The sequence below is a fragment of the Gulosibacter sp. 10 genome (genome assembly GCF_900163695.1).
Classification (GTDB): domain Bacteria; phylum Actinomycetota; class Actinomycetes; order Actinomycetales; family Microbacteriaceae; genus Gulosibacter.
In genome coordinates, this window is record NZ_FUIC01000027.1 from 131,715 (window position 1) to 157,240 (window position 25,526).

22 protein-coding genes are annotated in these 25,526 nt (G+C 71.1%); 18 read left to right on the forward strand and 4 right to left on the reverse strand.

Annotated features, from left to right (window positions below):
- The first annotated feature begins 17 nt into the window (after positions 1 to 17).
- From FM112_RS10865 to FM112_RS10910, 10 genes are all read left to right on the forward strand, one after another.
- Positions 18 to 1,673, forward strand: coding sequence for an ABC transporter ATP-binding protein (locus FM112_RS10865; protein WP_254910460.1), 1,656 nt, complete (start codon positions 18 to 20; stop codon positions 1,671 to 1,673).
- Positions 1,674 to 1,676: 3 nt separating this feature from the next.
- Entirely contained in the window at positions 1,677 to 2,843 is a 1,167-nt protein-coding gene (locus FM112_RS10870) for an LLM class flavin-dependent oxidoreductase (RefSeq protein ID WP_087007396.1), read from the forward strand.
- Positions 2,840 to 4,171, forward strand: a complete 1,332-nt coding sequence (locus FM112_RS10875; protein ID WP_087007398.1) for an LLM class flavin-dependent oxidoreductase — start codon at positions 2,840 to 2,842, stop codon at positions 4,169 to 4,171. Before FM112_RS10870 ends, FM112_RS10875 begins: the two co-directional genes overlap by 4 nt.
- Positions 4,168 to 6,237, forward strand: coding sequence for an FAD/NAD(P)-binding domain-containing protein (locus FM112_RS10880; protein ID WP_087007400.1), 2,070 nt, complete (start codon positions 4,168 to 4,170; stop codon positions 6,235 to 6,237). Before FM112_RS10875 ends, FM112_RS10880 begins: the two co-directional genes overlap by 4 nt.
- A 19-nt stretch (positions 6,238 to 6,256) precedes the next feature.
- A complete protein-coding gene (locus FM112_RS10885; protein WP_087007402.1) occupies positions 6,257 to 7,669 on the forward strand; it encodes a M20/M25/M40 family metallo-hydrolase in 1,413 nt (470 codons plus the stop codon).
- A 76-nt stretch (positions 7,670 to 7,745) separates the two neighbouring features.
- Positions 7,746 to 8,111 (forward strand): iron-sulfur cluster assembly accessory protein, encoded by a 366-nt coding sequence (locus FM112_RS10890; protein WP_087007404.1) that lies wholly within the window; start codon positions 7,746 to 7,748, stop codon positions 8,109 to 8,111.
- 161 nt (positions 8,112 to 8,272) lie between these two features.
- The gene (gene coxB, locus FM112_RS10895) at positions 8,273 to 9,214 is read left to right on the forward strand and encodes a cytochrome c oxidase subunit II (protein WP_087007406.1); all 942 of its coding nucleotides are present in this window, start codon (positions 8,273 to 8,275) and stop codon (positions 9,212 to 9,214) included.
- A 12-nt stretch (positions 9,215 to 9,226) separates the two neighbouring features.
- Positions 9,227 to 10,945, forward strand: coding sequence for a cytochrome c oxidase subunit I (ctaD, locus tag FM112_RS10900; protein ID WP_087007408.1), 1,719 nt, complete (start codon positions 9,227 to 9,229; stop codon positions 10,943 to 10,945).
- 11 nt (positions 10,946 to 10,956) lie between these two features.
- Positions 10,957 to 11,376 carry a cytochrome c oxidase subunit 4 gene (locus FM112_RS10905; protein WP_087007411.1) on the forward strand — a complete coding sequence of 140 codons (420 nt, stop codon included), beginning with the start codon at positions 10,957 to 10,959 and terminating at the stop codon, positions 11,374 to 11,376.
- Positions 11,377 to 11,431: 55 nt separating this feature from the next.
- The gene (locus FM112_RS10910) at positions 11,432 to 12,556 is read left to right on the forward strand and encodes a winged helix DNA-binding domain-containing protein (RefSeq protein WP_087007413.1); all 1,125 of its coding nucleotides are present in this window, start codon (positions 11,432 to 11,434) and stop codon (positions 12,554 to 12,556) included.
- Between the two features lie 239 nt (positions 12,557 to 12,795).
- On the opposite strand, the gene FM112_RS10915 is transcribed toward FM112_RS10910, so the two are convergent.
- Genes FM112_RS10915 through FM112_RS10930 form a run of 4 tightly spaced genes read right to left on the reverse strand, consistent with a single transcriptional unit; the run spans position 12,796 to position 17,034 of the window.
- Positions 12,796 to 14,406 (reverse strand): cytochrome bc complex cytochrome b subunit, encoded by a 1,611-nt coding sequence (locus FM112_RS10915; RefSeq protein ID WP_087007415.1) that lies wholly within the window; start codon positions 14,404 to 14,406, stop codon positions 12,796 to 12,798.
- The gene (locus FM112_RS10920; RefSeq protein ID WP_087007417.1) at positions 14,390 to 15,475 is read right to left on the reverse strand and encodes a ubiquinol-cytochrome c reductase iron-sulfur subunit; all 1,086 of its coding nucleotides are present in this window, start codon (positions 15,473 to 15,475) and stop codon (positions 14,390 to 14,392) included. The genes FM112_RS10915 and FM112_RS10920 overlap by 17 nt, the downstream gene beginning before the upstream one ends.
- A 56-nt stretch (positions 15,476 to 15,531) precedes the next feature.
- A complete protein-coding gene (locus FM112_RS10925) occupies positions 15,532 to 16,368 on the reverse strand; it encodes a cytochrome c (RefSeq protein ID WP_087007419.1) in 837 nt (278 codons plus the stop codon).
- A gap of 33 nt (positions 16,369 to 16,401) precedes the next feature.
- Entirely contained in the window at positions 16,402 to 17,034 is a 633-nt protein-coding gene (locus FM112_RS10930) for a heme-copper oxidase subunit III (protein WP_087007421.1), read from the reverse strand.
- A 114-nt stretch (positions 17,035 to 17,148) separates the two neighbouring features.
- Between FM112_RS10930 and trpD the strand changes: the two genes are divergently transcribed.
- From trpD to paaZ, 8 genes are all read left to right on the forward strand, one after another.
- Positions 17,149 to 18,219 carry an anthranilate phosphoribosyltransferase gene (gene trpD, locus FM112_RS10935; RefSeq protein ID WP_087007423.1) on the forward strand — a complete coding sequence of 357 codons (1,071 nt, stop codon included), beginning with the start codon at positions 17,149 to 17,151 and terminating at the stop codon, positions 18,217 to 18,219.
- 40 nt (positions 18,220 to 18,259) lie between these two features.
- Entirely contained in the window at positions 18,260 to 18,520 is a 261-nt protein-coding gene (locus FM112_RS10940) for an HPr family phosphocarrier protein (protein ID WP_087007425.1), read from the forward strand.
- 73 nt (positions 18,521 to 18,593) lie between these two features.
- Positions 18,594 to 19,097: a hypothetical protein gene (locus FM112_RS10945; RefSeq protein ID WP_087007427.1), complete on the forward strand. Its 504-nt coding sequence runs from the start codon at positions 18,594 to 18,596 to the stop codon at positions 19,095 to 19,097.
- Positions 19,090 to 20,307 (forward strand): MFS transporter, encoded by a 1,218-nt coding sequence (locus FM112_RS10950; protein ID WP_087007429.1) that lies wholly within the window; start codon positions 19,090 to 19,092, stop codon positions 20,305 to 20,307. Before FM112_RS10945 ends, FM112_RS10950 begins: the two co-directional genes overlap by 8 nt.
- Positions 20,308 to 20,386: 79 nt before the next feature.
- Positions 20,387 to 21,604 (forward strand): acetyl-CoA C-acyltransferase, encoded by a 1,218-nt coding sequence (locus FM112_RS10955; protein ID WP_087007431.1) that lies wholly within the window; start codon positions 20,387 to 20,389, stop codon positions 21,602 to 21,604.
- A complete protein-coding gene (locus tag FM112_RS10960; protein ID WP_087007433.1) occupies positions 21,601 to 22,419 on the forward strand; it encodes an enoyl-CoA hydratase/isomerase family protein in 819 nt (272 codons plus the stop codon). Before FM112_RS10955 ends, FM112_RS10960 begins: the two co-directional genes overlap by 4 nt.
- Positions 22,416 to 23,276, forward strand: coding sequence for a 3-hydroxyacyl-CoA dehydrogenase family protein (locus FM112_RS10965; protein WP_087007435.1), 861 nt, complete (start codon positions 22,416 to 22,418; stop codon positions 23,274 to 23,276). The genes FM112_RS10960 and FM112_RS10965 overlap by 4 nt, the downstream gene beginning before the upstream one ends.
- A 133-nt stretch (positions 23,277 to 23,409) precedes the next feature.
- Positions 23,410 to 25,524, forward strand: a complete 2,115-nt coding sequence (gene paaZ, locus FM112_RS10970) for a phenylacetic acid degradation bifunctional protein PaaZ (protein WP_087007436.1) — start codon at positions 23,410 to 23,412, stop codon at positions 25,522 to 25,524.
- Positions 25,525 to 25,526 lie beyond the last annotated feature (2 nt).

Sequence of the window (25,526 nt, forward strand, 5' to 3'; positions counted from 1 at the left end):
CGACGATGGAGAACGAAGTGACCCCACAGCCCGTCCGGGACGAGTCCCCGTGTCGCGCATTGCTCGAGATCGAGGATCTGCACGTGGACTACGTCGTCGGCGGCCGCGAGGCCCCCGCCGTGCGCGGCGTCGATCTCGAGATCGGCCGGGGCGAGATCGTCGCGATCGTGGGGGAGTCCGGCTCGGGCAAGTCGACGGTCGCCCGCTCGATCCTCCACCTGCTCGCGGGCAACGCCCGGGTCCGCGCGGGCGGGCTCCGCTTCGACGGCCGCGATCTGCAGGGGCTCGGCCGCCGCGAGTGGCGGGACGTCCGGGGCCGGGAGATCGCGCTGGTGCCGCAGGACCCCACGCTGTCGCTCGACCCGCTGCTGCCGGTCGGCCGCCAGGTGGCCGAGACGCTGCGCATCCACGGCCTCGCGGAGAAGGCGGCCGCCGAGGAGCGGGCGGTGGCGCTGCTGGCCGAGGCCGGCATCCCCGAGCCCGCCGAGCGGGCGGGGCAGCTGCCCTCGGAGTTCTCGGGCGGCATGCGGCAGCGGGCGCTGATCGCCTCCGCGCTGGCCGGCGACCCGAAGCTGCTCATCGCCGACGAGCCCACCTCCGCGCTCGACGTCACCGTGCAGCGGCAGATCCTCGACCGGATCGAGGAGCTCCGCCGCGAGCGGGGCATCGCGGTGCTGCTCATCACGCACGACCTGGGCGTCGCGGCCGACCGCGCCGATCGCGTGGTCGTGATGCAGCAGGGCGGGATCGTCGAGGCCGGCAGCGCCGAGCAGGTGCTGGCGAACCCCTCGCATCCCTACACCAGGCGGCTCGTGGCCGCGGCGCCGGGGCTGAGCGCCGCCCGGGTGACCGAGCGGACCCCCGAGCCCGCGCCCGAGGCGCGGACGCTGCTGCGGCTCACCGACCTGCACAAGGAGTTCCGGGTGCGCGGCAGCGCGGAGACGGTGCGGGCCGTGGACGGCGTGAGCCTCGACATCCGCGAGGGCGAGACCTACGCGCTCGTCGGCGAGTCGGGATCCGGCAAGTCCACGACCGCGCGCCTGGCGCTGCACCTCGAACGCGCCGATGCGGGGCGGATCGAGTTCGCCGGCGAGGACGTCACGGGCTTCCGCGGGGAGCCCCTCCGCAGGCTGCGCCGCCGGTTCCAGCTCGTGCACCAGAGCCCGTTCGCCTCGCTGGACCCCGCGATGCGCATCGCCGAGATCGTCCGTGAGCCGCTGCGCTCCTTCAAGATCGGCACCAGGGCGGCGCAGCGCGAGCGCGTGGCCGAGCTCGTCGACGCGGTGTCGCTGCCCGCCGACGTGCTGTGGCGCCGGCCGGAGGAGCTCTCGGGAGGCCAGCGCCAGCGCGTGGCCATCGCCCGGGCGCTCGCCACCGAGCCGGAGTGCATCGTCCTCGACGAGGCCGTCTCGGCGCTCGACGTCTCCGTGCAGGCGCAGGTGCTCGAACTGCTCGCTCGGCTGCAGCGGGAGACCGGCGTCGCCTACCTCTTCATCACGCACGACCTCGGCGTCGTCCGCGAGATCTCGCATCGGGTCGGCGTGCTCCGGCGCGGCGAGCTCGTCGAGACCGGGCGCACCGACGAGGTCCTCGCGCACCCCGAGCATCCCTACACCCGATCGCTGATCGACGCGATCCCCGGCACCCGCCTCAACGGATCGACGAAGGAGTAAGTCATGACCCGCACCCAGTTCGGCCTCGCACTCGGGGTCAACGGCCTCGGATGGGATCCTGCGGCCGGCGGCGGCGCCGGCGCCGCCGACCCGGCGTTCTGGTCGCGCACGGCGATCGCCGCCGAGGCCGCCGGCTTCGACGTGCTCACCTTCGAGGACGCCCCCGCGCTCGCCGCCGGCTCCGGCCAGCCGGCGCGACTCGACTCCTTCTCGCTCGCGAGCTGGCTCGCGCCGCAGACGAGCCGCATCGGCCTCGTCCCCGCGGGCACGACCGCGCTGCAGGAGCCCTTCCACGTCGCGACCGCGACGCAGACCCTCGACTTCGCCTCCCTCGGCCGCGCCGGGCTGCGCCTGCGGATCGGGCTCGCCGAGGAGGAGTTCGCCGCCTACGGCAAGGAGGGCTTCGGCCGCATCGAGGAGATCAACGCGCTGCCCGAGGCCGAGCGGGACGCGGTGCTCCGCCGCCCGTTCGACGAGGCGCTGGAATTCGCGCAGATCGTCCGGCTGCTCTGGGACTCGTGGCAGGACGACGCCGAGATCCGCGACGTCGCGACGGGCCGCTTCCTCGACGCGGACCGCATCCACAACCCCGAGTTCCGCGGGCGGTTCCTGTCGGTGCACGGCGCGTCGATCACGCCGCGGTCGCCGCAGGGCCAGCCGCCGGTCTTCGCGCTCGCGCACCAGCGCATCCCCTACGAGTTCGCCGCCGCCACCGCCGACGTGGCCTTCATCACCCCCTTCGACGACGCCGACCTCGACGCGCGCCGCGCCGAGGCGCTGGCGGCGATCGACCGGACGGGCAGAACCGGGCAGCCCCTGCAGCTCTGGGCGGACATCGCCGTCTCATTGACGGGGGATCGCGGCGCCGCGGCGCCGACCGCGCTCGACACCGGGGTCTACGCGTCGTCCGCCGCGGAGCTCGTCGACCGCATCCTCGCCTGGCGCGAGCGCGGCATCGAGGGCATCCGGCTGCGCCCGCTCGACACCGAGCGCGATCTCGAGCGCCTGGCCGAGGAGGTGCTGCCCGCCCTCCGCGAGGCGGGCGCGGCGCCGGCGTCCGAGACCGGGACGCTCCGCGATCGACTCGGCCTGCCCGAGGCCGCGAACCGCTTCACCGGCGAAGCACCGTTCACCGCAGCATTCAACGCGCCCGAGGAGGCCCGCGCATGACCAGCCACCGCCAGATCCGCTTCGCCGCCCACTTCCCGGGCGTCAACCAGCAGACCGTGTGGTCGGACCCGGCCTCCGGCAGCCAGATCGCGTTCGAGTCCTTCCGCCGCTTCGCGGAGGTCGCCGAGCGCGGGCTCATGGACTACGTCTTCCTCGCCGAGGGGCTCCGGCTGCGCGAGCAGAACGGCCGGCTGCACGAGCTCGACGTGGCGGGACGCCCCAACACGGTGGGGATCCTCTCCGCGCTCGCCGCGGTCACCGAGCACATCGGGCTCATCGGCACGCTGTCGGCCACCTTCAACGAGCCCGCCGACCTGGCCCGCCAGCTGCAGACGCTCAACGTGCTCTCGAACGGCCGGGCCGGGTGGAACATCGTCACCACCTCGAACGAGTTCACCGGCGCGAACTTCCGCCGCGGCTACTACCTGCCGCCCGAGCAGCGGTACCCGCGGGCGCAGGCCGTCGTGGACGCCGCGCGGGGCATCTGGCGGGCGAAGCCGGGCGACCCGGCCACCGAGGTGGCCACCGGCCACGAGTTCTTCGAGATCCGGACCACCGGGACGATCCCCGCCGAGCCCGGCTTCGAGCCGGTGCTGGTGCAGGCGGGCATGTCGGAGGTCGGCCGGGACTTCGCGGCGACCAACGCCGACGTGATCTTCTCGCACTACGCGGACCTCGAGCAGGCGCGCGCCTTCCGGGAGGACGTCTCGCGGCGGCTGCTCGAGCGGGGCCGCCGGCCCGAGGACCTCAAGGTGATGCCCGCCACGGCGTTCGCGATCGGCGACACCCCCGAGGAGGCGCAGGAGCGCTCGCTCGAGATCCGCCGCGCGCAGGTGAGCCCGCAGACCGCGATCTCCTACATCGAGCAGGTGTGGGGCCGCGACCTGTCGGACCACGACCCGGACGGGCCGCTGCCGTCCTTCGACCCCGCCGACGACCACGTCGCCGCGGGCTGGGTGAACACCTACCAGGACCGTCACGCCCGGGCCGCGGCCTGGCGGGAGCTGTCGGAGCGCGAGCATCTCTCGATCCGGGATATCGCGATCCGCGAGTACGGCGGGCCGAACTTCGTCGGCACGCCCGAGCAGATCGCGGACGAGATGATCCGCGCCGTCGACGGCGGCGCGGCGGACGGCTTCACCCTCATCGGGCACCTCGTGCCGGACGGCCTGCTCGAGTTCGTCGAGCGGGTCGTCCCGATCCTGCAGGAGCGCGGGGCCTACCGCACCGAGTACCCCGAGCGGGCGTCGCTGCGCGAGCTCATGGGTACCCGGGCCGCGCCATTCGACGTCGACCGGGTGCGGTCGCGCCCGGAGGCCCGGGTATGACCGGACCCACGCGTCGCGCGGCCAGGCTCGTCGACCACGACGGGCACCTCGCGACGCGCTGCATCACCTTCGTGGGGGCGGGACCGCGCACTGCCGGGATCGTCGAGCGGCTCATCGCGAGCCAGCCCGAGATCGACGACCGCCCGCTCATCCTGCACCTGATCGACCCGCACCCGCCCGGCGCGGGCCGGATCTGGCGCGACGCCCAGTCGAGCCTGCTCAAGCTCAACTCGATGGCCTGCGACATCACCATGTTCACGGACGAGTCCTGCACGATCGACGGCCCGGTGCGCCCGGGGCCGACGCTCGCGGAATGGGCGGAGCAGGTGCGCGCCGGGCGCATCCGGGGCGTGGACCTCGACGAGGGGACCTCGCCGGCCCTCCGTCTCGAGCTCGAGGAGCTCGGGCCGACGAGCTTCCCCTCGCGACGGCTGCACGAGCGCTACATGACGTGGTTCCTCGAGCAGGCCGTGGACGGCCTCGGCGCCGGATCGAAGGTCATGTGGCACCGGGACGAGGTCGTGCGCGTGAGCGACGACCCCTGCGGCGCGCAGGTGGTCACGCTCGCGAGCGGCGACGAGCTCACGACCGACCTCGTCATCTACTCCTTCGGCCACCTCGGCAGCGAGCTCATGGGAGAGGGCAAGTACCTCCTCGACTTCGCGGCGATGAAGGGCGCCAAGTACCTCGAGCCCTGCTATACGGCGGATGCCGACCTCGACCGCTTCGAGCCCGGCGAGGAGGTCCTCGTGCGGGGCATGGGCCTCGCCGCGATCGACCTGCTCGTGCTCATGAACGAGGGGCGCGGCGGCCGGTTCGTCCGCGAGGACGGGCGCCTGCGCTACCACCCCTCCGGCCGCGAGTCCACGCTGCTGCTCGGCTCGCGCCGCGGCGTGCCGTACCGCTCGAAGGTGTCCTCCGTGCCGCGCGGCGACGCGTACGCGCCCCGCTACTTCACGGCGGACATCGCGAAGCGGATCGCCGCGACCACCCGCGGCCTCGACTTCAGCGACCACCTGTATCCGCTCATCCGCCGGGAGCTGCTGCACGGCTACTACCTCGAGCTCTTCACCGGCTCGCCCGACCGCGTGGCCATGCCCTGGGAGGACTTCCGCGAGGGGCTCGACCATCTCGATCTCGACGGGGCGCCGTTCCACGAGCTCGTGGCCCGGGCGGTGCCGGACGAGGCCGACCGGCTCGACCTCGCGCGCTTCGACAGGCCCCTCGCCGGGGTGGAGTTCGAGTCCGCCGAGGAGCTGCAGTGCTGGACCCGGGAGTACGTGCTCGACAACGTCGAGCGCAGCACGGATCCGCGCTACTCGGAGTGGCAGGCGCTGTTCAACGCGATGCTCTTCGCCTACCTCGCCGCCTCGGAGATTTCCACCTCGCCTAATTGGGACGGCACGTCCTACGTGCGCGAGTACCAGCGGCGCTGGTACAAGTTCTTCAGCTACGTCGGCTCGGGGCCGCCGCCGGAGCGGCTCGAGGAGCTCGTCGCGCTCTCGGAGGCGGGGGTCGTCGAATTCCTGGGCGCGGGCGTGCTCGTGCATGCGGATCCGGAGACGGGCGAGTTCGTGGCGCGGAGCGCGAGCGTGCCCGGCGAGCGCCGCACCCGCGCGCTCATCGACGCCTGGCTCCCCGAGGCGAGCATCGAGCACACCGATTCGCCGGTGCTCCGGGATCTGATCGGCTCGGGGGTCGGCCGCGAGCAGCAGGTGGGCCCCGTCACGAGCGGCCTGGTCGAGGTGCGGCAGTCCGACGCGCGCGTGATCCGCCGAGGCGGCGGCGTCCACCCCCGCCGGTTCGCGGTCGGCCCGGGCACCAGCCGGCCGAACGCGGGCGCGTTCTCGCGCCCGCGCATCAACGCCCTCGCGTTCCGGGAGTGGGACTCGGTGGCCCGGGCCGTGCTGCTGGAGCTGCGGCGCATCCGGGACGAGGCCGGGACGCCGTACGAGCCCCCGGCCTCCGAGCGGCCCGAGCGGGATCCGCAGGATCTGGCCGACGCGTTCGACTCGGCGGCCTACTACACCCCCGACGCCGGTGCGGAGGACCTCGTCGGCCGCTGATCCCCATAAGCTGTGGTGCATGACTGAATCTTCTGCAGAGGACATCGGGGCGGATCTCCGCGAACGCGTGCGGCTCGGGATGCCGGACGTGATCGCCCGCCTGTGCGATCTCGTCCGCATCCCCTCCGTGAGCTGGGACGAGTTCGACCGCGAGCCGGTGCGCCGCAGCGCGGAGGCCGTCGCGGGCCTGCTCGAGGCGACCGGGCTGTTCGACTCGATCGAGGTGCGGCAGTACGACGACGTCGAGGGCCGCCCGGGGCAGCCCGCGGTGCTCGCGCACCGACCGCCGCTCGAGGGCCGGCCCACGGTGCTGCTGTACGCGCACCACGACGTCCAGCCGCCCGGGGACCCGGCCGACTGGCGCACGCCCGCCTTCGAGCCCACCGTGATCGGCGACCGCCTGTACGGCCGCGGGGCGAGCGACGACAAGTCCGGGGTGCTCGTGCACATCGGCGCCCTCGAGGCGCTCCGCGACGTGCTGGAGTCGCGCGGCGAGCCGCTCGGCGTCGGGATCTCGGTGCTCGTCGAGGGCGAGGAGGAGAACGGCTCGCGCAGCTTCGACCGCTTCCTCGAGCACCACCGCCGCGAGCTCGAGGCGGACTACATCATCGTCGCCGACAGCGACAACGTCTCGGCCGAGACCCCGTCGCTCACCGTGGCCCTGCGGGGCAACGTCGCGTTCAACCTGCGCATCCGCACGCTGGAGCACGCCTCGCACTCGGGCATGTACGGCGGCCTGGCGCCGGACGCGATGCTCGCGGCCGTCCGGCTGCTGAACACGCTCTGGGACGAGCACGGCGCCGTGGCGGTGCCCGGGCTGCGCTCCTACGACGGGGAGGTGCCCGAGGCCGATGCCGAGGAGCTGGCCGCGGAGGCCGGCGTCCTCGGCGGCCGGCTCATCGGCACCGGGCCGCTCAACTCGCGCATGTGGTTCCAGCCCTCGATCACCGTGACGGGCATCGACGCGCCCGATGTCGCGAACGCCTCGAACACGCTGCTGCCCGAGGTGCGCGTCCGCATCTCCGGCCGGGTGGCCCCGGGGCAGACGGGGGAGTCGTACGCCGAGGCGCTGCTCGCGCACCTGCGCGCGAACGCGCCGTTCGGGGCGCGGCTCGAGGTCGAGTCGATGGACATCGGCGAGCCGTTCCTCGTCGACCCCGACGCGGAGGGCGTGGCGCGGATGACCCGCGCGATGGGCGAGGCCTGGGGCCGGCCGGCCGGCCGCACCGGCATCGGCGGCTCGATCCCCATGATCTCGAGCCTCGTGGAGACGTTCCCCGCCGCGCAGGTGCTCGTCACCGGCGTCGAGGATCCGGGGACGCTCGCGCACTCGCCGAACGAGTCCCAGCACCTCGGCGTGCTCCGGCGCGCGATCGAGAGCGAGGCGAGATTCCTCGCGGGATTGCTCGCCGCGGGCGCGGACGGGGAATAATCGAATCGACGACGGCGTTATGCAGTTGAAGACGCGGGAGCCGCGTCGGACGCCGTCCCAGGACAATGGAGGAAGCATGACGACCACGCTTGAGGGCATCACCGTGACGGAGAACACGCACAACGTCGCGCTCACCGCGACGGCGGTCGAGAAGGTGAAGGCCCTGCTGAACCAGGAGGGACGGAGCGACCTGCGCCTGCGCATCGCGGTGCAGCCGGGCGGCTGCTCGGGGCTCATCTACCAGCTCTACTTCGACGAGCGCGAGCTCGAGAACGACGCCTGCGTCGACTTCGACGGCGTCGAGCTCATCGTCGACGAGATGAGCGCGCCGTACCTCGACGGAGCGCAGATCGACTTCTCCGACACGATCGAGAAGCAGGGCTTCTCGATCGACAACCCGAACGCCTCGGGCAGCTGCGCCTGCGGCGATTCGTTCCACTAGCGATGGCCGTCGACGCGCCGAAACGCACCGCGGGTGCGCGCATCCTCCCGATGCGCGCACCCGCGGTGCGTTTCCCTCCGAAGCCCGGCGGATGCTCGCCACGCGGGCGCCCCGGCGTGACGAGCCCCTGACCAAAACGGGCTACACTGGGAATCATCTGTATGCGTCTTCTCGAAAGGTCCAACGTGCGGAAGAACCACCGGAAAAAGTGGACAGCGCTGTCGCTCGGCTCTGTCCTTGCGCTCGTGCTCGCCGGATGCACGGCGCAGGAGCTCAACGGCTACATGCCGGGTCTTCCTGGCACCACCGATATCGGTGACATCATCGCGAACTTCTGGGTGCACTCGTGGATCGTGCTGCTCGCGATCGGCTTCCTGGTCTGGGGCCTGCTCATCTGGGCGAACGTGGTGTACCGCCGCCGGAAGAACGAGACCGGCATGCCGGTGCAGATGCGCTACCACATGCCGATCGAGATCCTCTTCACGGTCATCCCGGTGATCCTCGTCGGCGGCTTCTTCGCCTTCACCGCCCGCGACCAGGCCGTGGCGCAGGAGGTCTACAGCGAGGAGGAGACCGAGGTCTACATCGAGGTCTACGGCAAGCAGTGGGCCTGGGACTTCAACTACCTCGAGACGGGCAGCGCCGAGTACGACGGCGGCGTCTACTACGAGGGCGTCCAGGCGGTCGAGCTCACGGACGAGGAGGGCGCCACGACCGGCGAGATCGACCACGGCCAGCTGCCGAAGCTCTACGTCCCGGTCGGCGCGAACGTCACGATCGACCTGAAGTCGCGCGATGTGGCCCACTCGTTCTGGGTCCCCGACTTCCACTACAAGCAGGACACGATCCCGGGCCAGACCAACCAGTTCTCGTTCGTGCCCGAGCGCGAGGGCGTGTACATGGGCAAGTGCGCCGAGCTCTGCGGCGAGTACCACTCGATGATGCTCTTCGAGGTGCACGTGGTCTCGCAGGAGGAGTACAACGCCTACATCGAGTCGCTGCGCGAGGCCGGCAACGAGGGCGCGCTCGGCGACGAGTACAACCGCAACCAGCACAACCCGGGCGACAGCGTTCCGGTCATCGAACACGACGAACAGCACTAGGCGAGGGTGAGAATGACTTCGACTTTGAACAGGCCCGCTGCCTCGGGCGCCGAGGCGGCACCCGAACGAGACCTCTCGGTCAACAAGGCGGGGAAGAAGGGCAACCTCCTCCTCAACATGCTGACCACCACCGACCACAAGATGATCGGGTACATGTACCTGGCCTCCTCGGTCGTGTGGTTCTGCATCGGCGGCGTCATGGCGCTGCTCATCCGCGGCCAGCTCTTCGCCCCCGGCATGGAGATGATCGCGACCAAGGAGCAGTACAACCAGCTGTTCACCATGCACGGCACGATCATGCTGCTCATGTTCGCGACCCCGCTGTTCTCCGGCTTCGCGAACGCGCTGCTGCCGCTGCAGATCGGCACCGCGGATGTGGCGTTCCCGCGCCTCAACGCGTTCGCGTACTGGCTCTACTCCTTCGGCGCGATCATCGCGGTCATGGGCTTCCTGACCCCGCAGGGCGCGGCCTCCTTCGGCTGGACCGCGTACACGCCGCTGTCGCTGACGACGTTCTCCCCGGGCATCGGCGGGAACCTGTGGATCGCGGGCCTCGCGCTGACCGGCTACGGCACCATCTTCGGCGCCGTGAACTTCATCACCACCATCATCACGATGCGCGCTCCGGGCATGACGATGTGGCGCATGCCGGTGTTCACCTGGAACACCCTGATCACCTCGATCCTCGTGCTCTTCGCGTTCCCGGTCCTCACCGTCGCGTGGTTCGCGCTGCTCATGGACCGCGTGTTCCTGACGCACATCTACGACGTCGACTTAGGCGGGGCGATCCTCTACCAGCATCTGTTCTGGTTCTTCGGCCATCCGGAGGTGTACGTCATCGCGCTGCCGTTCTTCGGCATCGTCTCGGAGATCTTCCCGGTGTTCAGCCGCAAGCCGATCTTCGGGTACAAGACGCTCGTCCTCGCGACCATCGCGATCGCCGCGCTCTCGGCCTCGGTGTGGGCGCACCACATGTACGTCACCGGCTCGGTGCTGCTGCCCTTCTTCGCGCTCATGACGATGCTCATCGCGGTGCCGACGGGCGTGAAGATCTTCAACTGGCTCGGCACGATGTGGCGGGGCTCGATCACCTTCGAGACCCCCATGCTCTGGTCGCTGGGCTTCCTCGTGAGCTTCGTCTTCGGCGGTCTCACGGGCGTCATCCTCGCGTCGCCGCTGCTCGACTTCCACGTCTCCGACACCTACTTCGTGGTCGCGCACTTCCACTACGTGATCTTCGGCACGGTCGTCTTCGCCATGTTCGCGGGCTTCTACTTCTGGTGGCCGAAGTGGACGGGCAAGATGCTCAACGAGCGCCTCGGCAAGATCCACTTCTGGATCCTCTTCATCGGCTTCCACATGACGTTCCTCGTGCAGCACTGGCTCGGCGTCATGGGCATGCCCCGCCGCTACTACACGTACCAGCCGGAGGACAACTTCACGTGGATGAACCAGGTGTCGACCATCGGCGCGATCATCCTGGCGATCTCGATGATCCCGTTCTTCCTGAACGTGTTCCTCACGCACCGCCGGGGCAAGAAGGTCACCGTCAACGACCCGTGGGGCTACGGCGGCTCGCTCGAGTGGGCGACCAGCTGCCCGCCGCCGCGCCACAACTTCACGTCGATTCCGCGCATCCGCTCGGAGCGCCCGGCCTTCGACCTCAACCACCCCGAGTACTCGGCTCCCGGTTCGCACGATGAACCCGTCGCCGCTGGCGGAAAGGCTTAGGTAGCAGCAAGATGCGCACAACTCGCAATATCCTCTGGGGACTCACCGTCTTCTACGCCCTGATGGCGGTCATCTACTCCGCCTGGACCGGGTTCATCGAGAAGGAGCTGGAATGGGTCGGGGCCGTGGCCTTCGTGCTGATGACCCTGTTCACCGCCTTCATCGCGTGGTACCTGGGGCTGGAGAACAAGCCGTTCTCCCGGAAGCCGCTGCCCGAAGACCGTGAGAACGCGGAGATCGCGGACGCCGACGAGGACCTCGGCTTCTTCATGCCGAGCTCGATGTGGCCAGTGGTCACGGCGGCGGGCGTGGGCCTGGTCTTCGCGAGCATCGCCGTGGGGTGGTGGCCCGCGTTCTGGTTCGCGCCGGCCGCGATCGTCGGCCTGCTGGGCTGGATGTTCGAGACCTACCGGGGCAAGTTCGGCCACTAGCCGCTCTCCCGCCCACGAAGGGGCCCGCTCGGGCTCGTCGCATACACTGTGCGACATGTCTGAGCAGGCCCCTTCGGCGTTTCCGCGCATCGCCCACCTCCGATATCTGGCCCAGGGGCTGGCGCCCGGACGGCAGGATGCGACGGCGTTCGACGCGGCGCGCAGGCTGCTGTGCACGCAGGGGCAGCACCTCGGCGGGGTGGTGGCGGCGCTGGCGCTGCGCAGCGGAGGAGACGCCGCCGCGGTGGAGGCCGCCTTCGACCGGGGTGAGATCGTCCGCGGCTATCCGATGCGGGGCACGGTCTTCGCGGCCCCCGCCGAGGACCTGCAGTGGATGAACGCCCTGGGCGGCGCGCGCTCGGTGCGGAGCGCGAATCGCCGGCGCGAGCAGCTCGGGCTCTCCGAGCCGCTGCTGGAGCGCATCGAGGGGGAGATCCTCGACATCCTCGCCGGCTCCGAGCGGGGCGCGCTGTCGCGCACCGAGATCGCGGAGGCGCTCGAGGCGCGGGGCATCCCGCTCGAGGCCCCGCAGCGCTACCACGTGTTCTTCACCCTCATCGCCCTCGGCCGGCTCGTCTACGGGCCGCTGCGGGGCTCCGAGCACCTCGTGGTCGACGCCGCCTCCTGGCTGCCGGAGACGAGCACGCTCGAGGCGCGCTTCAACGGCGACGAGCTCGCCGCGATCGCCGAATGGCTGCACCGCTACCTCCGCGGCCACGGCCCGGCCACCATCCGCGACTTCGCGTGGTGGACGAAGCTGCCGCTCGGCCGCATCCGGAAGGCGGCCGAGGCGCGGCCGCTCGAGACGGAGCTGGAGGGCTACGGCGCGGACCCCTCGGGCGAGGCGCTGTGGGGCGCTCCCGGGCTCCGGGAGGCCGCGGCCGGGGTGGAGGAGGAGCTCGTCGCCCCGCGCCTCCTGCCGCCCTTCGACGAGCTCCTGCTCGGGTACGGCGAGCGGGGCGCGATCGTGCACGAGGACCACCACCGGCGCATCGACCCGGCGCGGAACGGCGTGTTCAAGCCGGTCGTCTACGTCGACGGCCGCCTGATCGGCACCTGGTCGGCGAAGACCTCCGGAAGATCGCGGCGATTCGAGTTCCTGCCCTTCGAGGCGGATGCGGCGGGTCCGGCCGCCGCGGCGCTCGAGGCCGTGCACGCCGACTACCCGCATCGGGGCTGAGACCGGCTGACGCGCCGGAGGCGATCCGGGCGGCCTCCTCGAGATACGAACCCGACGATCAGTCCGGACCACGGGCCCGACGACGGGCCCTCGAGCACGGGCCCGGCGATGACCCAGGGGCCCGCAGCCCCGGCGGTCGGCCCCTGGCCACGCACCCGACCAACGGCCCCGAGCCGAGGCGCAAACGACCGCGGCCCCGGGAGCAGTGCTCCCGGGGCCGCGGTCGAAGCGGTGAGCGGCTAGTGCAGCTCGCCGTGGTCGTGCTTGGCGGCCTCGACCTCGGCGCGCGTCGTGGCCTCGATGCGGTCCGCGTAGAACCACCGCGACAGGCGTGCGCGCATCTTGCCCTTGGTCTTGCCGGTCTCGGGGTCGACGTAGGGCTTGACCGGGGTGTACGTGTCGAAGTTGTTGATCGCGAACTGCTCCTCGTCCGTGAGCGGCACGTGCACCTCCTGGAACTCGCCGTGGGGGAGCCGGATGATGCGGCCCGACTCGTGGCCGTGGAGGGCCAGGGTGCGGTCGTGGCGCTGCAGCGCGATGCATGCGCGGTGCGTGATGATGAAGACGATCACCGTGCCCGCGGTCATCCAGAACTGCAGGATGTGGATCACGTGCTCCATCGCCATGGAGAAGTGGGTGGCGATGAGGTCCGAGGAGGCCGCGGCCCACATCGACGCGTAGAAGCTCATCCAGGCGGCGCCGAGCGCGGTGCGGAACGGGGCGTTGCGCGGACGGTCGAGCAGGTGGTGCTCGCGCTTGTCGCCGGTGATCCACGACTCGAGGAACGGGTACACGAACAGGCCGATGACGAAGATGCCCATGAGCAGGAACGGCACCAGGATCGCCAGCGAGAGCGTGTAGTTGCCGAGCGCGATTTCCCAGCCGGGCGGGATCAGTCGGAGCGCGCCGTCGCCGAAGCCGATGTACCAGTCTGGCTGGGTGCCGGCCGACACGGGCGACGGGTCGTAGGGCCCGTAGTTCCAGACCGGGTTGATCTGGAAGAGCGAGGCGATGAGGAAGATCAGGCCGAGGACGATGAACATGAAGCCGACGGCCTTGCCCGCGAACACGGGGAGGACGGGGTTGCCGACGACGTTCTGCTCGGTGCGGCCCGGGCCGGCCCACTGGGTGTGCTTGTGCACGACCATGAGCAGGAGGTGCAGCACGAGGAACGCGATGAGCAGCGCCGGCAGGATCATGATGTGCAGCGAGTAGAGCCGCGGCACGATGTCGCCGCCCGGGAACTCGCCGCCGAAGAGCAGGAACGATATCCAGGTGCCGATGAGCGGCACGGCCTTGATCATGCCGTCGACGATGCGCAGACCGTTGCCCGAGAGCAGGTCGTCGGGGAGCGAGTAGCCGGAGAAGCCCTCGAGCATCGCGAGGATCCACAGCACGAGGCCGATGATCCAGTTGAGCTCGCGCGGCTTGCGGAAGGCGCCGGTGAAGAACACGCGGGCCATGTGCAGCATGATCGAGGACACGAACAGCAGCGCTGCCCAGTGGTGGACCTGGCGCATGAGCAGGCCGCCGCGGACGTCGAAGGAGATGTCGAGGGTCGAGGCCATCGCCGCCGACATCCCGACGCCCTTGAGCGGCACGTACTGCCCCTCGTAGGTGACGTGCGCCATCGACGGGTCGAAGAAGAACGTGAGGAACGTGCCCGAGAGGAGGATGGCGATGAAGCTGTACAGCGCCACCTCGCCGAGCATGAACGACCAGTGGTCGGGGAAGATCTTGCGGCCGAACTCCTTGACGGCGCCCGAGATGCTGGTGCGCTCGTCGATCCAGACGGACGCCTTGGCGATGGCGCTGTCCTCGGCGACCGGTGCCTTATACGTTGTAGTCATGACGACGCTCCCAGAAGGTCGGGCCAACAGGTTCGTGGAAGTCGCTCTGCGCGACGAGGTAGCCTTCGCCGTCCACCTCGATGGGGAGCTGGGGGAGCGGGCGGCCCGCGGGGCCGAAGATGACCTCGCAGTGGTTCGTCACGTCGAACTGCGACTGGTGGCAGGGGCACAGCAGGTGATGCGTCTGCTGCTCGTAGAGGGCCACGGGGCAGCCCACGTGCGTGCAGACCTTCGAGTAGGCCACGATGCCGTGGTACGACCAGTCCTTGCGCTCGGGCTTCTCGTTGAGGCGGTCCTCGGGGAGGCGCATGAGCAGCACGATGGCCTTGGCCTTCGCGTTGAGCATCTCCTCGCCGTGGTGCATCTCCGTCAGCGTCTCGGGGATCACGTGGAAGGCCGAGCCGATGGTGACGTCCGAGGCCTTGATGGGTGTGCCGGAGGGGTCGCGCACGAGGCGGACGCCCTTGTCCCACATGGTCTCGTGGAGGAGGTCCACGGGGTGCTCGTTGTTGCCGTTGTAGAGGTCGCGGAACAGCACGATGCCGGGCAGCGGCAGCGCGAGCACGGCGGTGATGAGCGAGTTGCGCAGCAGCTTGCGGCGCGAGAAGCCGGACTCGTCGTTTGCCTTCGCGAAGATCTCGGTGACGCGCTGGGCCGTCGCGGGGGAGGCGCCCGTCTTGTGGCGGGCCTCGGACAGCTCCTCATCCTTCATGAGGTACTTCGCCCAGGCCACGGCGCCCACGCCGAGGGACAGCATGCCGAGCGCGATGCCGGCGCCGAGGAGGAAGCTGTGCAGGCGCACGCTCGTGATGTCCTCGCGGTCGATCGGCCAGATGAAGTACGCGAACATCGCGAAGAGGGTGCAGGCGAGGGAGACCCAGAAGAGCAGCGTGATGACCCGCGCGGCGTTCTTCTCCTTCTTCGGATCGCTGTCGGTGACCCGATGCCCGTGCTCGGGCATGCCCGGATCCTCGTAGGCGTCGTTCGAGACGAGCGCCGTACCGGAATCGACCGAGCGATCGGACGAATTGGCGGTTCGGAGCTCCCCGCCGTGTTCGTCTTCAGCCATGGTTGTCCCTTTCTGGGTTAAGGATGAGTGAAAGCTAAGTTGAGGGCGCGCCGCTGCTAGTTGGGGCGCGAGGTGAGCCAGATGGCGAAGCCGACAGAGGCTCCGATGCCGAACACCCAGATGAAGAGCCCCTCTGCGACGGGGCCGACCCCGCCGAGGTTGTAGCCGCCGACCATGTTGGTGTTCTCGGTCATCCAGCGGATGGCCGTGATGATGTCGGCCTTGTCCTGCGGGCTGAGGTTCGTGTCGCTGAAGACCGGCATGTTCTGCGGGCCCGTCTGCATGGCCTCGTAGATGTGCGCGGGCTCGACCGTCTGCAGCTCGGGGGCGTACTTGCCCTCGGTGAGCGCACCGCCGGCCGCGGCCACGTTGTGGCACATCGCGCAGTTGATGCGGAATAGCTCGGCGCCGTGGGCGGCGTCGCCGTCGGCCTGGAGGTACTGGTCCTCGGGGATCGCGGGGCCGGGGGCCAGGGAGGCGACGTACGCGGCGAGCTGCAGGGTCTGCGTCTCATCGAACTGCTGCGGCTTGGCGGGGGCCTGGGGTGCGTTCGACTGCATCGGCATGCGGCCGGTGCCGACCTGGAAGTGGACGGCCGCGGCGCCGACGCCGATGAGGCTCGGGCCCTCGGAGGTGCCGACCGCGTCGATGCCGTGGCACGTCGCGCAGTTCGCGTTGAAGAGCTTCTCGCCCTCCGCGATGGTCTGCGTGGACGTCATGTCGACGTCCACGGTGTCTTCCGCCGCGTTTGCGACCAGCGTGTCGACCGCGCCGTAGGCGCCGCCCGTCAGCAGCAGCCCGAGGCTCAGCAGAGCCGCGGTGGCGAGGGGGGTGCGGCGGGCCCGTTTGCGTGACTTCTTCGCGGCGGGACGATGCTTGGTTGCAAGTGACATTGGAAAATCTCTCTCGACAGGGACGGCTGGCCGCTAGGCGATGTAGGGGAGGATGTAGATGACGAAGAAGAGGCCCACCCAGACCACGTCAACGAAGTGCCAGTAGTACGAGATCGCCATTGCACTGTGGGTCTCGCGCTGGCCCATCTTCCTCACGGCGTAGATCCGCACGATCACCACGAAGAAGGCGAGGATGCCGCCGAGCACGTGGAGGCCGTGGAAGCCGGTGGCCATGAAGAAGGAGCTGGTGAAGCTGTTGAGGTTGAGCACGTAGCCCTCGCTCACGAGCGTGGCGTACTCCCAGACCTGACCGGCCATGAAGACCGAGCCGAGGAAGGCCGAGAGGTAGTACCACTCGACGCAGCCCCAGCGCTTGCCGTCGCGGAAGGCCTGGCCGCGCTCGGCCGCCATCACGCCGATCTGGCAGGTCACCGAGCTGGAGACCAGGATCGCGGTGTTCACGGCGGCGAACGGGATGTTCATGATGTCGTGGCCGGCCGCGAACTGCTCCGGCGCCATCGCGCGAAGCGTGAAGTAGATCGCGAAGAGCCCTGCGAAGAACATCACTTCCGAGCCGAGCCACACGATGGTGCCGATGGCTACGGTGTTTGGACGGTGCACCCGAGGTGCCGTTGATGCAGGATTGAGGGAAGTCACGTGTTCCATTATGACGGATTTCCCAGGTTCGCCAAGTTTGCACGCGCGGGCGAGTCTCGCTATTCCCGATCCCCCTTCGCCGCCGGTTCGGCGGGCTCTTCGGGCGGGGCTAGAATTTCCCGCATGACGGATCTCATGACCTGGCCGGCGATGCTCGACTCCCTCCTGAACGGCGAGGACCTCTCGGTCCGCCAGGCGACCTGGGCGATGGAGCAGGTCATGCGCGGCGAGGTCACGGAGGCCCAGCTCGCGGCGTGGCTCGTCGCCCTGCGCGCCAAGGGGGAGACCGTCGAGGAGCTGGTCGGCTTCCGGGACGCGGTGCTCGCGCACGCGGCCCCCACCGACATGTCCACCTGGGGCGTCGACATCGTGGGCACGGGCGGCGACATGGTCGGCACCGTGAACGTCTCGACCATGTCCTCGTTCGTGATCGCGGGCTCGGGCGTGCCGGTGCTCAAGCACGGCGGCCGGGCCGCCTCGGCCAAGTCCGGCGCCTCGGACGTGCTCTCGGCGCTCGGGGTGGTGCACGGAGCCGACGTCGAGACGCAGCGGCGCGTGTTCGAGGAGACGGGCATGACCTTCCTCTACGCCTCCCTCTTCCACCCGGGCTTCGCGCACGCGGGGCCCGTGCGCAAGCAGCTCGGGGTCTCCACCGTCTTCAACTACCTCGGGCCGCTCACCAACCCCACCCGCGCCGAGGCCTCGGCGGTGGGCGTGGCCCGCCGCGAGGCGATCCCGCTCATCGTGGGCGTGTTCCGCACCCGGGGCGCCGCGGCGCTCGTGTTCCGCGGGGACGACGGCCTCGACGAGCTGACCATCACCGGGTACTCGCACATCTGGGAGGTCGTCCGCGGCGATGTGGCCGAGCACGACGTCCACCCGCGGGATCTCGGCCTCGGCACCTACGAGGTGGACGAGATCCTCGGCGGTACGCCGGAGGAGAACGCGGCGGTGGCGCGCGAGACGCTCGGCGGAGGCGGCCGCCCGGCGGTGCGCGATATCGTGCTGCTCAACTCCGCGGCGGGCATGGTCGCCTACGACCTCGCGAAGAACCCCGACTCCTCGGAGCGGCCCATCCGGGACCGGCTCGCCGAGAAGATCGAGGTTGCCCGTGCCACGATTGACTCGGGAGCGGCGCTGGAGCAGCTCGACCGCTTCGTCGCGGCGACGAAGCGGTTCGCAGCCGAGCAGTAGCCGCATCCACCCAACCGACCCACCAGGCGAAGGAATCACCATGGCCGATGTAATCAGCAAGACCGTCACCCTGACCAACGAGACCGGGCTGCACGCCCGCCCCGCCTCGGAGTTCGTGAAGGCCGCGAGCTCCTACGACGCGGACGTGAAGGTGAACGGCGTCGACGCCAAGAGCCTGCTCGGCATCATGGCCATGGGGGCCAAGAAGGGCACCGAGCTCGAGATCGCGGCCTCGGGCGCGCAGGCGCAGGATGCCGTCGACGGCCTCGTCGCGCTCGTGGAGTCCGGCTTCGGCGAGTAGTCCCGCCGCCCAGGCGGACGAGCCACCCCGGCCGGCGCGGCAGCGCGGCCGGGGTGGCCTACACTTGGGGGCGATGTCCAGGTCTTCACAAGCAGCGCCGGGCCCGCGGGTCGCCGCGTGGTACATCCGCAGCCCGCTCGCGCGGACCACGGTCTCGATCATCGCGCTCACCTTCACGGCGTGGGTCGTCTCGTTCTTCCTCATCGTCTACACCACGGAATCCGGGGCCGCCTCCCTCGAGGCCCGGGGGTTCGGTCCGCTGCTGCTGAGCTGGCTCGCCCTGTCGGCGGTGGTGTCGGGCGGCTACGGGCTCGGCTACCTGGTGCTGCGGAACCTCGCGGACGGCCAGCGCATGTACCGCAGGCAGGAGGTGGTCAAGCTCGCGCTCGCCGAGTCGATCGCCTCGATGTGCGGCGGCTTCGCGATCGGCTTCCTCCCGATGATCATGATGGCGGACCTCTTCCTCATGCTCGCCTGGACCTTCGCGGTGGGCATCCTCTTCTCCTTCGCGGTGATCATGCCCCGGTACGCGCAGGGCTGGCAGCGGGCGCTCGACGAGGGCTACGGGCATGAATAGCCCGGGCGCGCGGGGAACGGCGCGCCCGGATCGGCTGTGGACCCCGCCCTTCGCGGGCGTGATGGTGCTCAACGGCGTCACCATGCTGAACTTCCTCTTCCTCATGTCCTCGATGACGGGGTACGCGGTGTCGGCCTTCGGCGCGGGGGAGACGCAGGCGGGCCTGGCGGCGGGCACGTTCGTGCTCGGCGCGCTGCTGGCCCGGGTGTTCGTGGGCAAGTTCACCGACCTCGTCGGCAGGCGGCGGATGCTCGTCATCGCGGCCGCGATCATGCTGCTCGGCTCCTTCGGCTACTTCCTCGCGAGCGCCTTCCCGCTCCTCGTCCTCGTCCGAGCGGTCCAGGGCGCAGCGTTCGGCGCCGTGTCCAACGTGGCGAGCACGGTCTCGATGTCGATGATCCCCGTCTCGCGCCGGGGCGAGGGCGTGGGGTGGTTCACGCTCTCCGTGACGATCTCGCAGGCGATCGGCCCGGCGCTGGGCCTGTGGCTGATGTCCTACGGCGACTACCGGATCCTCTTCGGCGTCGGCGCAGGCCTGTGCTGCGTCGCGGCGCTCCTCGCCCTGCTGCTGCCGATCGAGGAGATCGCGCTGTCGGCGGGCGACCGGGCGGCGCTGCGCAGCTGGCGCCTCGACCGCATCCTCGAGCCCCGGGCCCTGGCGATGGGCTGCCTCGCGCTGCTCGTGGTGCTGCCCTGGTCGGGCATCCTCACCTTCATGAACGGCTACGCCGAGGAGGCCGGCCTGCTGCCGTTCGCGAGCGCCTTCTTCCTCGTCTACGCCGCCGGCCTCGCGGTGGCGCGGCCGATCGCGGGCCGGCTGCTCGACCGGCTGAGCGACAACGCCGTGATCCTGCCCGCGCTGCTCGCGCACGTGCTCGCGCTCGTCCTCTTCGCGCTCAAGCTCGGCCCCGCGGGGTTCTTCGCGAGCGCGGTGCTGCTCGCGTTCGGCTACGGCTCCCTCGTCCCGCTGTGGCAGGCGATCGCGGTGCGGCGGACTCCCGCGGCCCGCACGTCGATGGCGATCTCGACCTTCTACATCGGCCTCGACCTGGGCACGGGCGCGGGGCCGGTCGTGCTCGGCGCCGTGATCGGCCTCGGCCTGGCCTATCGGGACCTGTTCTGGCTGCTCGCGGCCTGGTCGGCGCTCGTCGCGGCCGTCTACCTGCTGCTGCACGGGCGCACCGCGGCGCCTCGCGCCCGTCGTCGCTGAGGGCGCGCCCGGGGCCTACTTTCCTGACCGTGCGTACAGTAATGTAGGGCTCGAGGTTCGAAGACGAAGGAGTTCTCCCATGCCCGAAGCGTTCATCATCGACGGCGTCCGCACCGCCGTCGGACGATACGGGGGCGCGCTCTCCGGAGTGCGGCCGGACGACCTCGCGGCCGTGGTGATCGGCGAGGCGGTGCGCCGCGCGGGCATCGACCCCGAGGCCGTCGACGAGGTGATCCTCGGCAACGCCAACGGCGCCGGCGAGGAGAACCGGAACGTCGCCCGCATGGCCTGGCTGCTCGCGGGGCTGCCGGACTCGGTGCCCGGATTCACGGTCAACCGGCTGTGCGCATCCGGCATGACCGCGATCACCGCCGCCTCGCAGATGATCCGCGCCGGAGACGCCGATCTCGTGGTGGTCGGCGGCGTGGAGTCGATGACGCGCGCGCCGTGGGTCATGGCGAAGCCCGGCGCGCCCTGGGCGAAGCCGGGCGAGGTGCACGACACCTCGATCGGCTGGCGCTTCCCGAACCCGAGATTCGAGGAGGGGCCGCTCTCGCGCGAGGGCAGGGCGACGTTCTCGATGCCGGAGACGGCGGAGGAGGTCGCGGAGCGGTTCGGGATCGGCCGCGAGGATGCCGACGCTTTCGCGGTGCGCTCCCACGAGCGGGCCTTCGCGGCGATCGCCGCGGGCCGGTTCGACCGGGAGATCGTGCCGGTCGAGGCGGCCGGGCGGAAGGGCGCGGTGACGGTGGTCGACCGGGACGAGGGGCCCCGGGAGGGCACCACGCTCGAGGTGCTGGCCCGGCTGCGCCCGGTCGTGAAGCCGGGCGGGGTGGTCACGGCGGGCAACTCCTCCTCGCTCAACGACGGCGCCTCGGCGCTCGTGATCGCCTCGGACGCCGCCGTCGAGCGGCACGGGCTCGCGCCGCGCGCCCGGATCGTCGGCGGCGCCTCGGCGGGCGTGGCCCCCGAGATCATGGGCATTGGGCCCGTGCCGGCCACCCGCAAGGCGCTCGCCCGGGCGGGCTGGGGCATCGGCGATCTGGGCGCCGTCGAGCTCAACGAGGCGTTCGCGACCCAGTCGCTCGCGACCATCCGCGAGCTGGCGCTCGACGAGGCGGTGGTCAACGCGAACGGCGGGGCGATCGCGCTCGGGCATCCGCTGGGCTCCTCGGGGGCGCGGATCGTCGTCACCCTCCTCAACCGGCTGGAGCAGGAGGGCGCGGCGCGCGGGCTCGCCACGATGTGCGTCGGGGTGGGGCAGGGGTCCGCGCTGCTGCTGGAGCGCGCGGCATGAGCGGCGGCGAGGGCGTCCCGAGCGGGTTCGAGCGGCTGCGGGTCGAGTACGGCCCGGACCGGGCCACGGTGCTGCTCGACCACGCCGCGACCCGCAACGCGATCGACCTGCGGATGGTCGAGGAGCTGCACGCCGTCTGCGCGGAGCTCGAGCGCGCGCCGAGGATCCTCATCATCGCGGGGGCGAACGGGCTGTTCGCGTCGGGCGCGGATATCGCGCAGCTGCGCGAGCGGCGGCGCGAGGACGCGCTGGCGGGCATCAACGCGACGATCTTCGAGCGCATCGCGAGGCTCCCCATGCCGGTCATCGCGGCGATCGAGCGGTACGCGCTCGGCGGCGGCGCGGAGCTCGCCTACGCCGCGGACTTCCGCATCGCCACCCCGGACGTGCGCATCGGCAACCCGGAGACCGGCCTCGGGATCATGGCCGCGGCGGGGGCGACCTGGCGGCTGCGCGAGCTCGTCGGCGAGCCGCTGGCGAAGGAGATCCTGCTCGCCGGCCGGCAGCTCGACGCGGAGGAGGCGCTCGCCTGCCGGCTGATCGGGGAGGTGCACGAGGCCGAGGCGCTGCTCGACGCCGCGAACGCCCTGGCGGACCGCATCGCGGAGCAGGACCCGCTCGCGGTGCGGATCACGAAGTCGGTCTTCCACACGCCGCGGGAGGTGCATCCCCTCATCGACTCGCTCGCGCAGGGCATGCTCTTCGAATCCGAGGCGAAGTTCGAGCGGATGCAGGAGTTCCTCGACGCCCGCGAGTCCCGGCGGCGGCGCCGGGCGGAGCGGGCGCAGGAGCACGAGGACGGGAGCGGAGCATGATCGAGGAAATCGGATTCCCCGGGCGAGTCGGCGTCATCGGCGGCGGCCGGATGGGCGGGGGGATCGCGCACGCGTTCCTGCTGGCGGGCTCGGAGGTCGCGGTGATCGAGCGCGACGAGGCGGCCGCGGCGGCCGCGCGGGACAGGATCGCCGGCTCGGTCCGGCGATCCGTCGAGCGCGGGGCCGAGGGCGTGGACGAGGCCGAGGCGCTCGGCCGGCTCGAGACGGCCGCGGGCTACGAGGCGCTCGCCTCGGCGCAGCTCGTCGTCGAGGCGGTTTTCGAGGACTTCCGGGTGAAGGCGGATGCGCTGCGCCGGGCCGAGGCGAGCACGGCCGCGGGCACGGTGCTCGCCTCGAACACCTCGTCGATCTCGCTCGGCGAGCTCTCGGCGGCGCTCTCCCGGCCGGCCGACTTCCTGGGCCTGCACTTCTTCAACCCGGTGCCGGTCTCGGCGCTCGTCGAGGTCGTCATCGCGCCGGGCACCTCGCGGGCGCTCGCCGAGTCCGCGCCCGAGTGGGTGCGGCGGCTCGGGAAGACGCCCGTCGTGGTCCGGGACGCGCCGGGATTCGCGTCCTCGCGGCTCGGCGTCGCGCTCGCGCTCGAGGCGATGCGGATGGTCGAGGAGGGCGTGGCGAGCCCGGAGGACATCGACGCCGCGATGGAGCTCGGCTACCGGCACCCCTCCGGGCCGCTCCGGACGACCGATATCGTCGGGCTCGACGTCCGGCTCGGCATCGCCGAGTACCTCGCGGCGCAGCTCGGGGACCGGTTCGAGCCGCCGCGGATCCTGCGGGAGAAGGTCGCCCGAGGGGAGCTCGGGAAGAAGTCCGGGCGCGGCTTCTACGACTGGGCGTAGCGCGGCGCTCGCCCGGGGCGGGGTTCTCGCGTACGCTGGAGATGCATTACTGAACGAACGGTTGGTAAAGATGCCGGCCGTCGAGGCGAGGGACCGATCGCGCGACGAGGCGCGACGAGGAGGACGGACGAGGATGACCGAGACGACGACCGCAGCCGATTTCGTGCCGAGCTTCGTGCGCGGCGACTGGTGGACGCCCGCCCCCGGGGCCTGGGCCACGCCGATCCGCGACACCTCCACCGGCGAGGAGATCGCCCTGGTCCCGAGCGAGGGCCTCCCGATCGCCGCGGCGGTGGACCACGCGCGCGGGGCGGGGCGCGAACGGCTGGGCGAGCTCACGATCCACCAGCGCGCGCTCAGGCTCAAGGAGCTCGCGCTGCACCTGAACGAGCGCAAGGCCGAGCTCTACGAGCTCTCGCAGCGCAACGGCGCGACGAAGGGGGACTGCTTCTTCGACGTCGACGGCGGCATCGGCGTGCTCTTCACGATGAGCTCGAAGGCCCGTCGCGAGCTGCCGAACTCGAACGTCGTGATCGACGGCGCCCTCGAGCCGCTCTCGAAGGACGGCTCCTTCTCGGGCGAGCACATCTACACGCGCATCCCCGGCATCGCGGTCGAGATCAACGCCTTCAACTTCCCGGTGTGGGGGATGCTCGAGAAGTTCGCGCCCGCCTTCATCGCCGGGGTGCCGAGCATCGTCAAGCCGGCCACCCCCACGAGCAACATCACCGCGGCCTGCGTGCGGCTCATCGTCGAGTCGGGCATCCTCCCGGACGGCGCGCTGCAGCTCATCGCCGGCTCCGCGCGCGACCTGCTCGACCACCTCGACTATCGCGATATGGTGGCGTTCACGGGCTCGAAGCGCACCGCCGACGCGCTGCGCCGGCACCCGAACGTCCAGGAGGGCGGGGTGCGGTTCACCGCGGAGGCCGACTCGCTCAACGCGGCGATCCTGGGGCCGGACGTCACGACGGAGGCCCCGGAGTTCGCGGCGTTCGTGCGCGCCGTGGTCACCGAGATGCAGGTGAAGGCCGGGCAGAAATGCACGGCGATCCGGAGGGTGATCGTGCCGCACGCCCTCGTCGAGCCCGTGATCGAGGCCGTCTCCGCGCGGCTGCGCGAGAAGGTCCGGGTGGGCGACCCGCGGGCGGAGGGCATCACGATGGGCGCCCTCGCCTCCTTCGACCAGCTCGCGGACGTGCGCGCCGCGGTCGACTCCCTCGTCGAGGCGGGCGGGCGGGTCGCGTACGGCAGCACCGACTGGCCGGACGCGACTGCGGGGGCGTTCATCGAGCCCGTCGTGCTGCGGTGGGACGACAACCGCGCGGAGGCGCTGCACGCGACCGAGGCCTTCGGCCCCGTGACCTCGGTGCTCGGCTACGACACGCCGCAGGAGGCGGCCGAGCTCGCGGCCCTCGGCGCCGGCTCGCTCGTCGCGACCGTGTGCACCTTCGACATGGAGGTCGCCGGCACGATCGGCCGCGCCATCGCGGGGCACCACGGACGCATCCACCTGCTCAACCGCGAGAACGCGCGGACCTCGACCGGGCACGGCTCGCCCATGCCGCACCTCGTGCACGGCGGTCCCGGCCGGGCGGGCGGCGGCGAGGAGCTCGGCGGCGTGCGGGGCATCCTCCACTGCATGCAGCGCACGGCGGTGCAGGGCACCCCGGACCTGCTCACGGCGGTCACCGGGGTGTGGCACCGCGGCGCGGCGCAGCGGCGCGTCGGCGCCCCCGAGTTCGGCGGCGCCCCCGAGGGGGAGGGCGGCGCGGCGCACCCCTTCCGCAAGGCGCTCGACGCGCTCCGCATCGGCGACGCGTTCGTCTCGCCGCTCCGCCGCGTCCGCGCGGAGGATATCGCGGAGTTCGCCCGGACGACCGGCGACGTGTTCTACGCGCACACCGAGCCGGCCGCGGCCGAGGCGAACCCCTTCTTCCCGGGGATCGTCGCCCACGGCTACCTGCTGGTGAGCTGGGCGGCGGGCGAGTTCGTCGCGCCCGGGCGCAGCGCGGTGCTCGCGAACTACGGCCTCGAGCACCTCCGGTTCCTGACCCCCGTCGCGGTGGACGACTCCCTCCGGGTCGAGCTCACCGCCAAGCGCATCACGCCGCGCGAGACGGACGACTACGGCGAGGTGGTGTGGGACGCGGTGCTCTACAACCAGCACGACGAGATGGTCGCGACCTACGACGTGCTGACGCTGGTCGGCAAGCGCGAGGAGCAGTCCCTCGGGGGCGGCGAGTAGGC

What these genes read in the sequence shown, in the direction of transcription:
- FM112_RS10870 (WP_087007396.1), top strand. Translation starts at nt 1,677, where the DNA reads ATGACCCGCACCCAGTTCGGCCTCGCACTCGGGGTCAACGGCCTCGGA.
- FM112_RS10875 (WP_087007398.1), top strand. Translation starts at nt 2,840, where the DNA reads ATGACCAGCCACCGCCAGATCCGCTTCGCCGCCCACTTCCCGGGCGTC.
- FM112_RS10880 (WP_087007400.1), top strand. Translation starts at nt 4,168, where the DNA reads ATGACCGGACCCACGCGTCGCGCGGCCAGGCTCGTCGACCACGACGGG.
- FM112_RS10885 (WP_087007402.1), top strand. Translation starts at nt 6,257, where the DNA reads ATGACTGAATCTTCTGCAGAGGACATCGGGGCGGATCTCCGCGAACGC.
- FM112_RS10890 (WP_087007404.1), top strand. Translation starts at nt 7,746, where the DNA reads ATGACGACCACGCTTGAGGGCATCACCGTGACGGAGAACACGCACAAC.
- coxB (WP_087007406.1), top strand. Translation starts at nt 8,273, where the DNA reads ATGCGTCTTCTCGAAAGGTCCAACGTGCGGAAGAACCACCGGAAAAAG.
- ctaD (WP_087007408.1), top strand. Translation starts at nt 9,227, where the DNA reads ATGACTTCGACTTTGAACAGGCCCGCTGCCTCGGGCGCCGAGGCGGCA.
- FM112_RS10905 (WP_087007411.1), top strand. Translation starts at nt 10,957, where the DNA reads ATGCGCACAACTCGCAATATCCTCTGGGGACTCACCGTCTTCTACGCC.
- FM112_RS10910 (WP_087007413.1), top strand. Translation starts at nt 11,432, where the DNA reads ATGTCTGAGCAGGCCCCTTCGGCGTTTCCGCGCATCGCCCACCTCCGA.
- FM112_RS10915 (WP_087007415.1), bottom strand. Translation starts at nt 14,406, where the DNA reads ATGACTACAACGTATAAGGCACCGGTCGCCGAGGACAGCGCCATCGCC.
- FM112_RS10920 (WP_087007417.1), bottom strand. Translation starts at nt 15,475, where the DNA reads ATGGCTGAAGACGAACACGGCGGGGAGCTCCGAACCGCCAATTCGTCC.
- FM112_RS10925 (WP_087007419.1), bottom strand. Translation starts at nt 16,368, where the DNA reads ATGTCACTTGCAACCAAGCATCGTCCCGCCGCGAAGAAGTCACGCAAA.
- FM112_RS10930 (WP_087007421.1), bottom strand. Translation starts at nt 17,034, where the DNA reads ATGGAACACGTGACTTCCCTCAATCCTGCATCAACGGCACCTCGGGTG.
- trpD (WP_087007423.1), top strand. Translation starts at nt 17,149, where the DNA reads ATGACGGATCTCATGACCTGGCCGGCGATGCTCGACTCCCTCCTGAAC.
- FM112_RS10940 (WP_087007425.1), top strand. Translation starts at nt 18,260, where the DNA reads ATGGCCGATGTAATCAGCAAGACCGTCACCCTGACCAACGAGACCGGG.
- FM112_RS10945 (WP_087007427.1), top strand. Translation starts at nt 18,594, where the DNA reads ATGTCCAGGTCTTCACAAGCAGCGCCGGGCCCGCGGGTCGCCGCGTGG.
- FM112_RS10950 (WP_087007429.1), top strand. Translation starts at nt 19,090, where the DNA reads ATGAATAGCCCGGGCGCGCGGGGAACGGCGCGCCCGGATCGGCTGTGG.
- FM112_RS10955 (WP_087007431.1), top strand. Translation starts at nt 20,387, where the DNA reads ATGCCCGAAGCGTTCATCATCGACGGCGTCCGCACCGCCGTCGGACGA.
- FM112_RS10960 (WP_087007433.1), top strand. Translation starts at nt 21,601, where the DNA reads ATGAGCGGCGGCGAGGGCGTCCCGAGCGGGTTCGAGCGGCTGCGGGTC.
- FM112_RS10965 (WP_087007435.1), top strand. Translation starts at nt 22,416, where the DNA reads ATGATCGAGGAAATCGGATTCCCCGGGCGAGTCGGCGTCATCGGCGGC.
- paaZ (WP_087007436.1), top strand. Translation starts at nt 23,410, where the DNA reads ATGACCGAGACGACGACCGCAGCCGATTTCGTGCCGAGCTTCGTGCGC.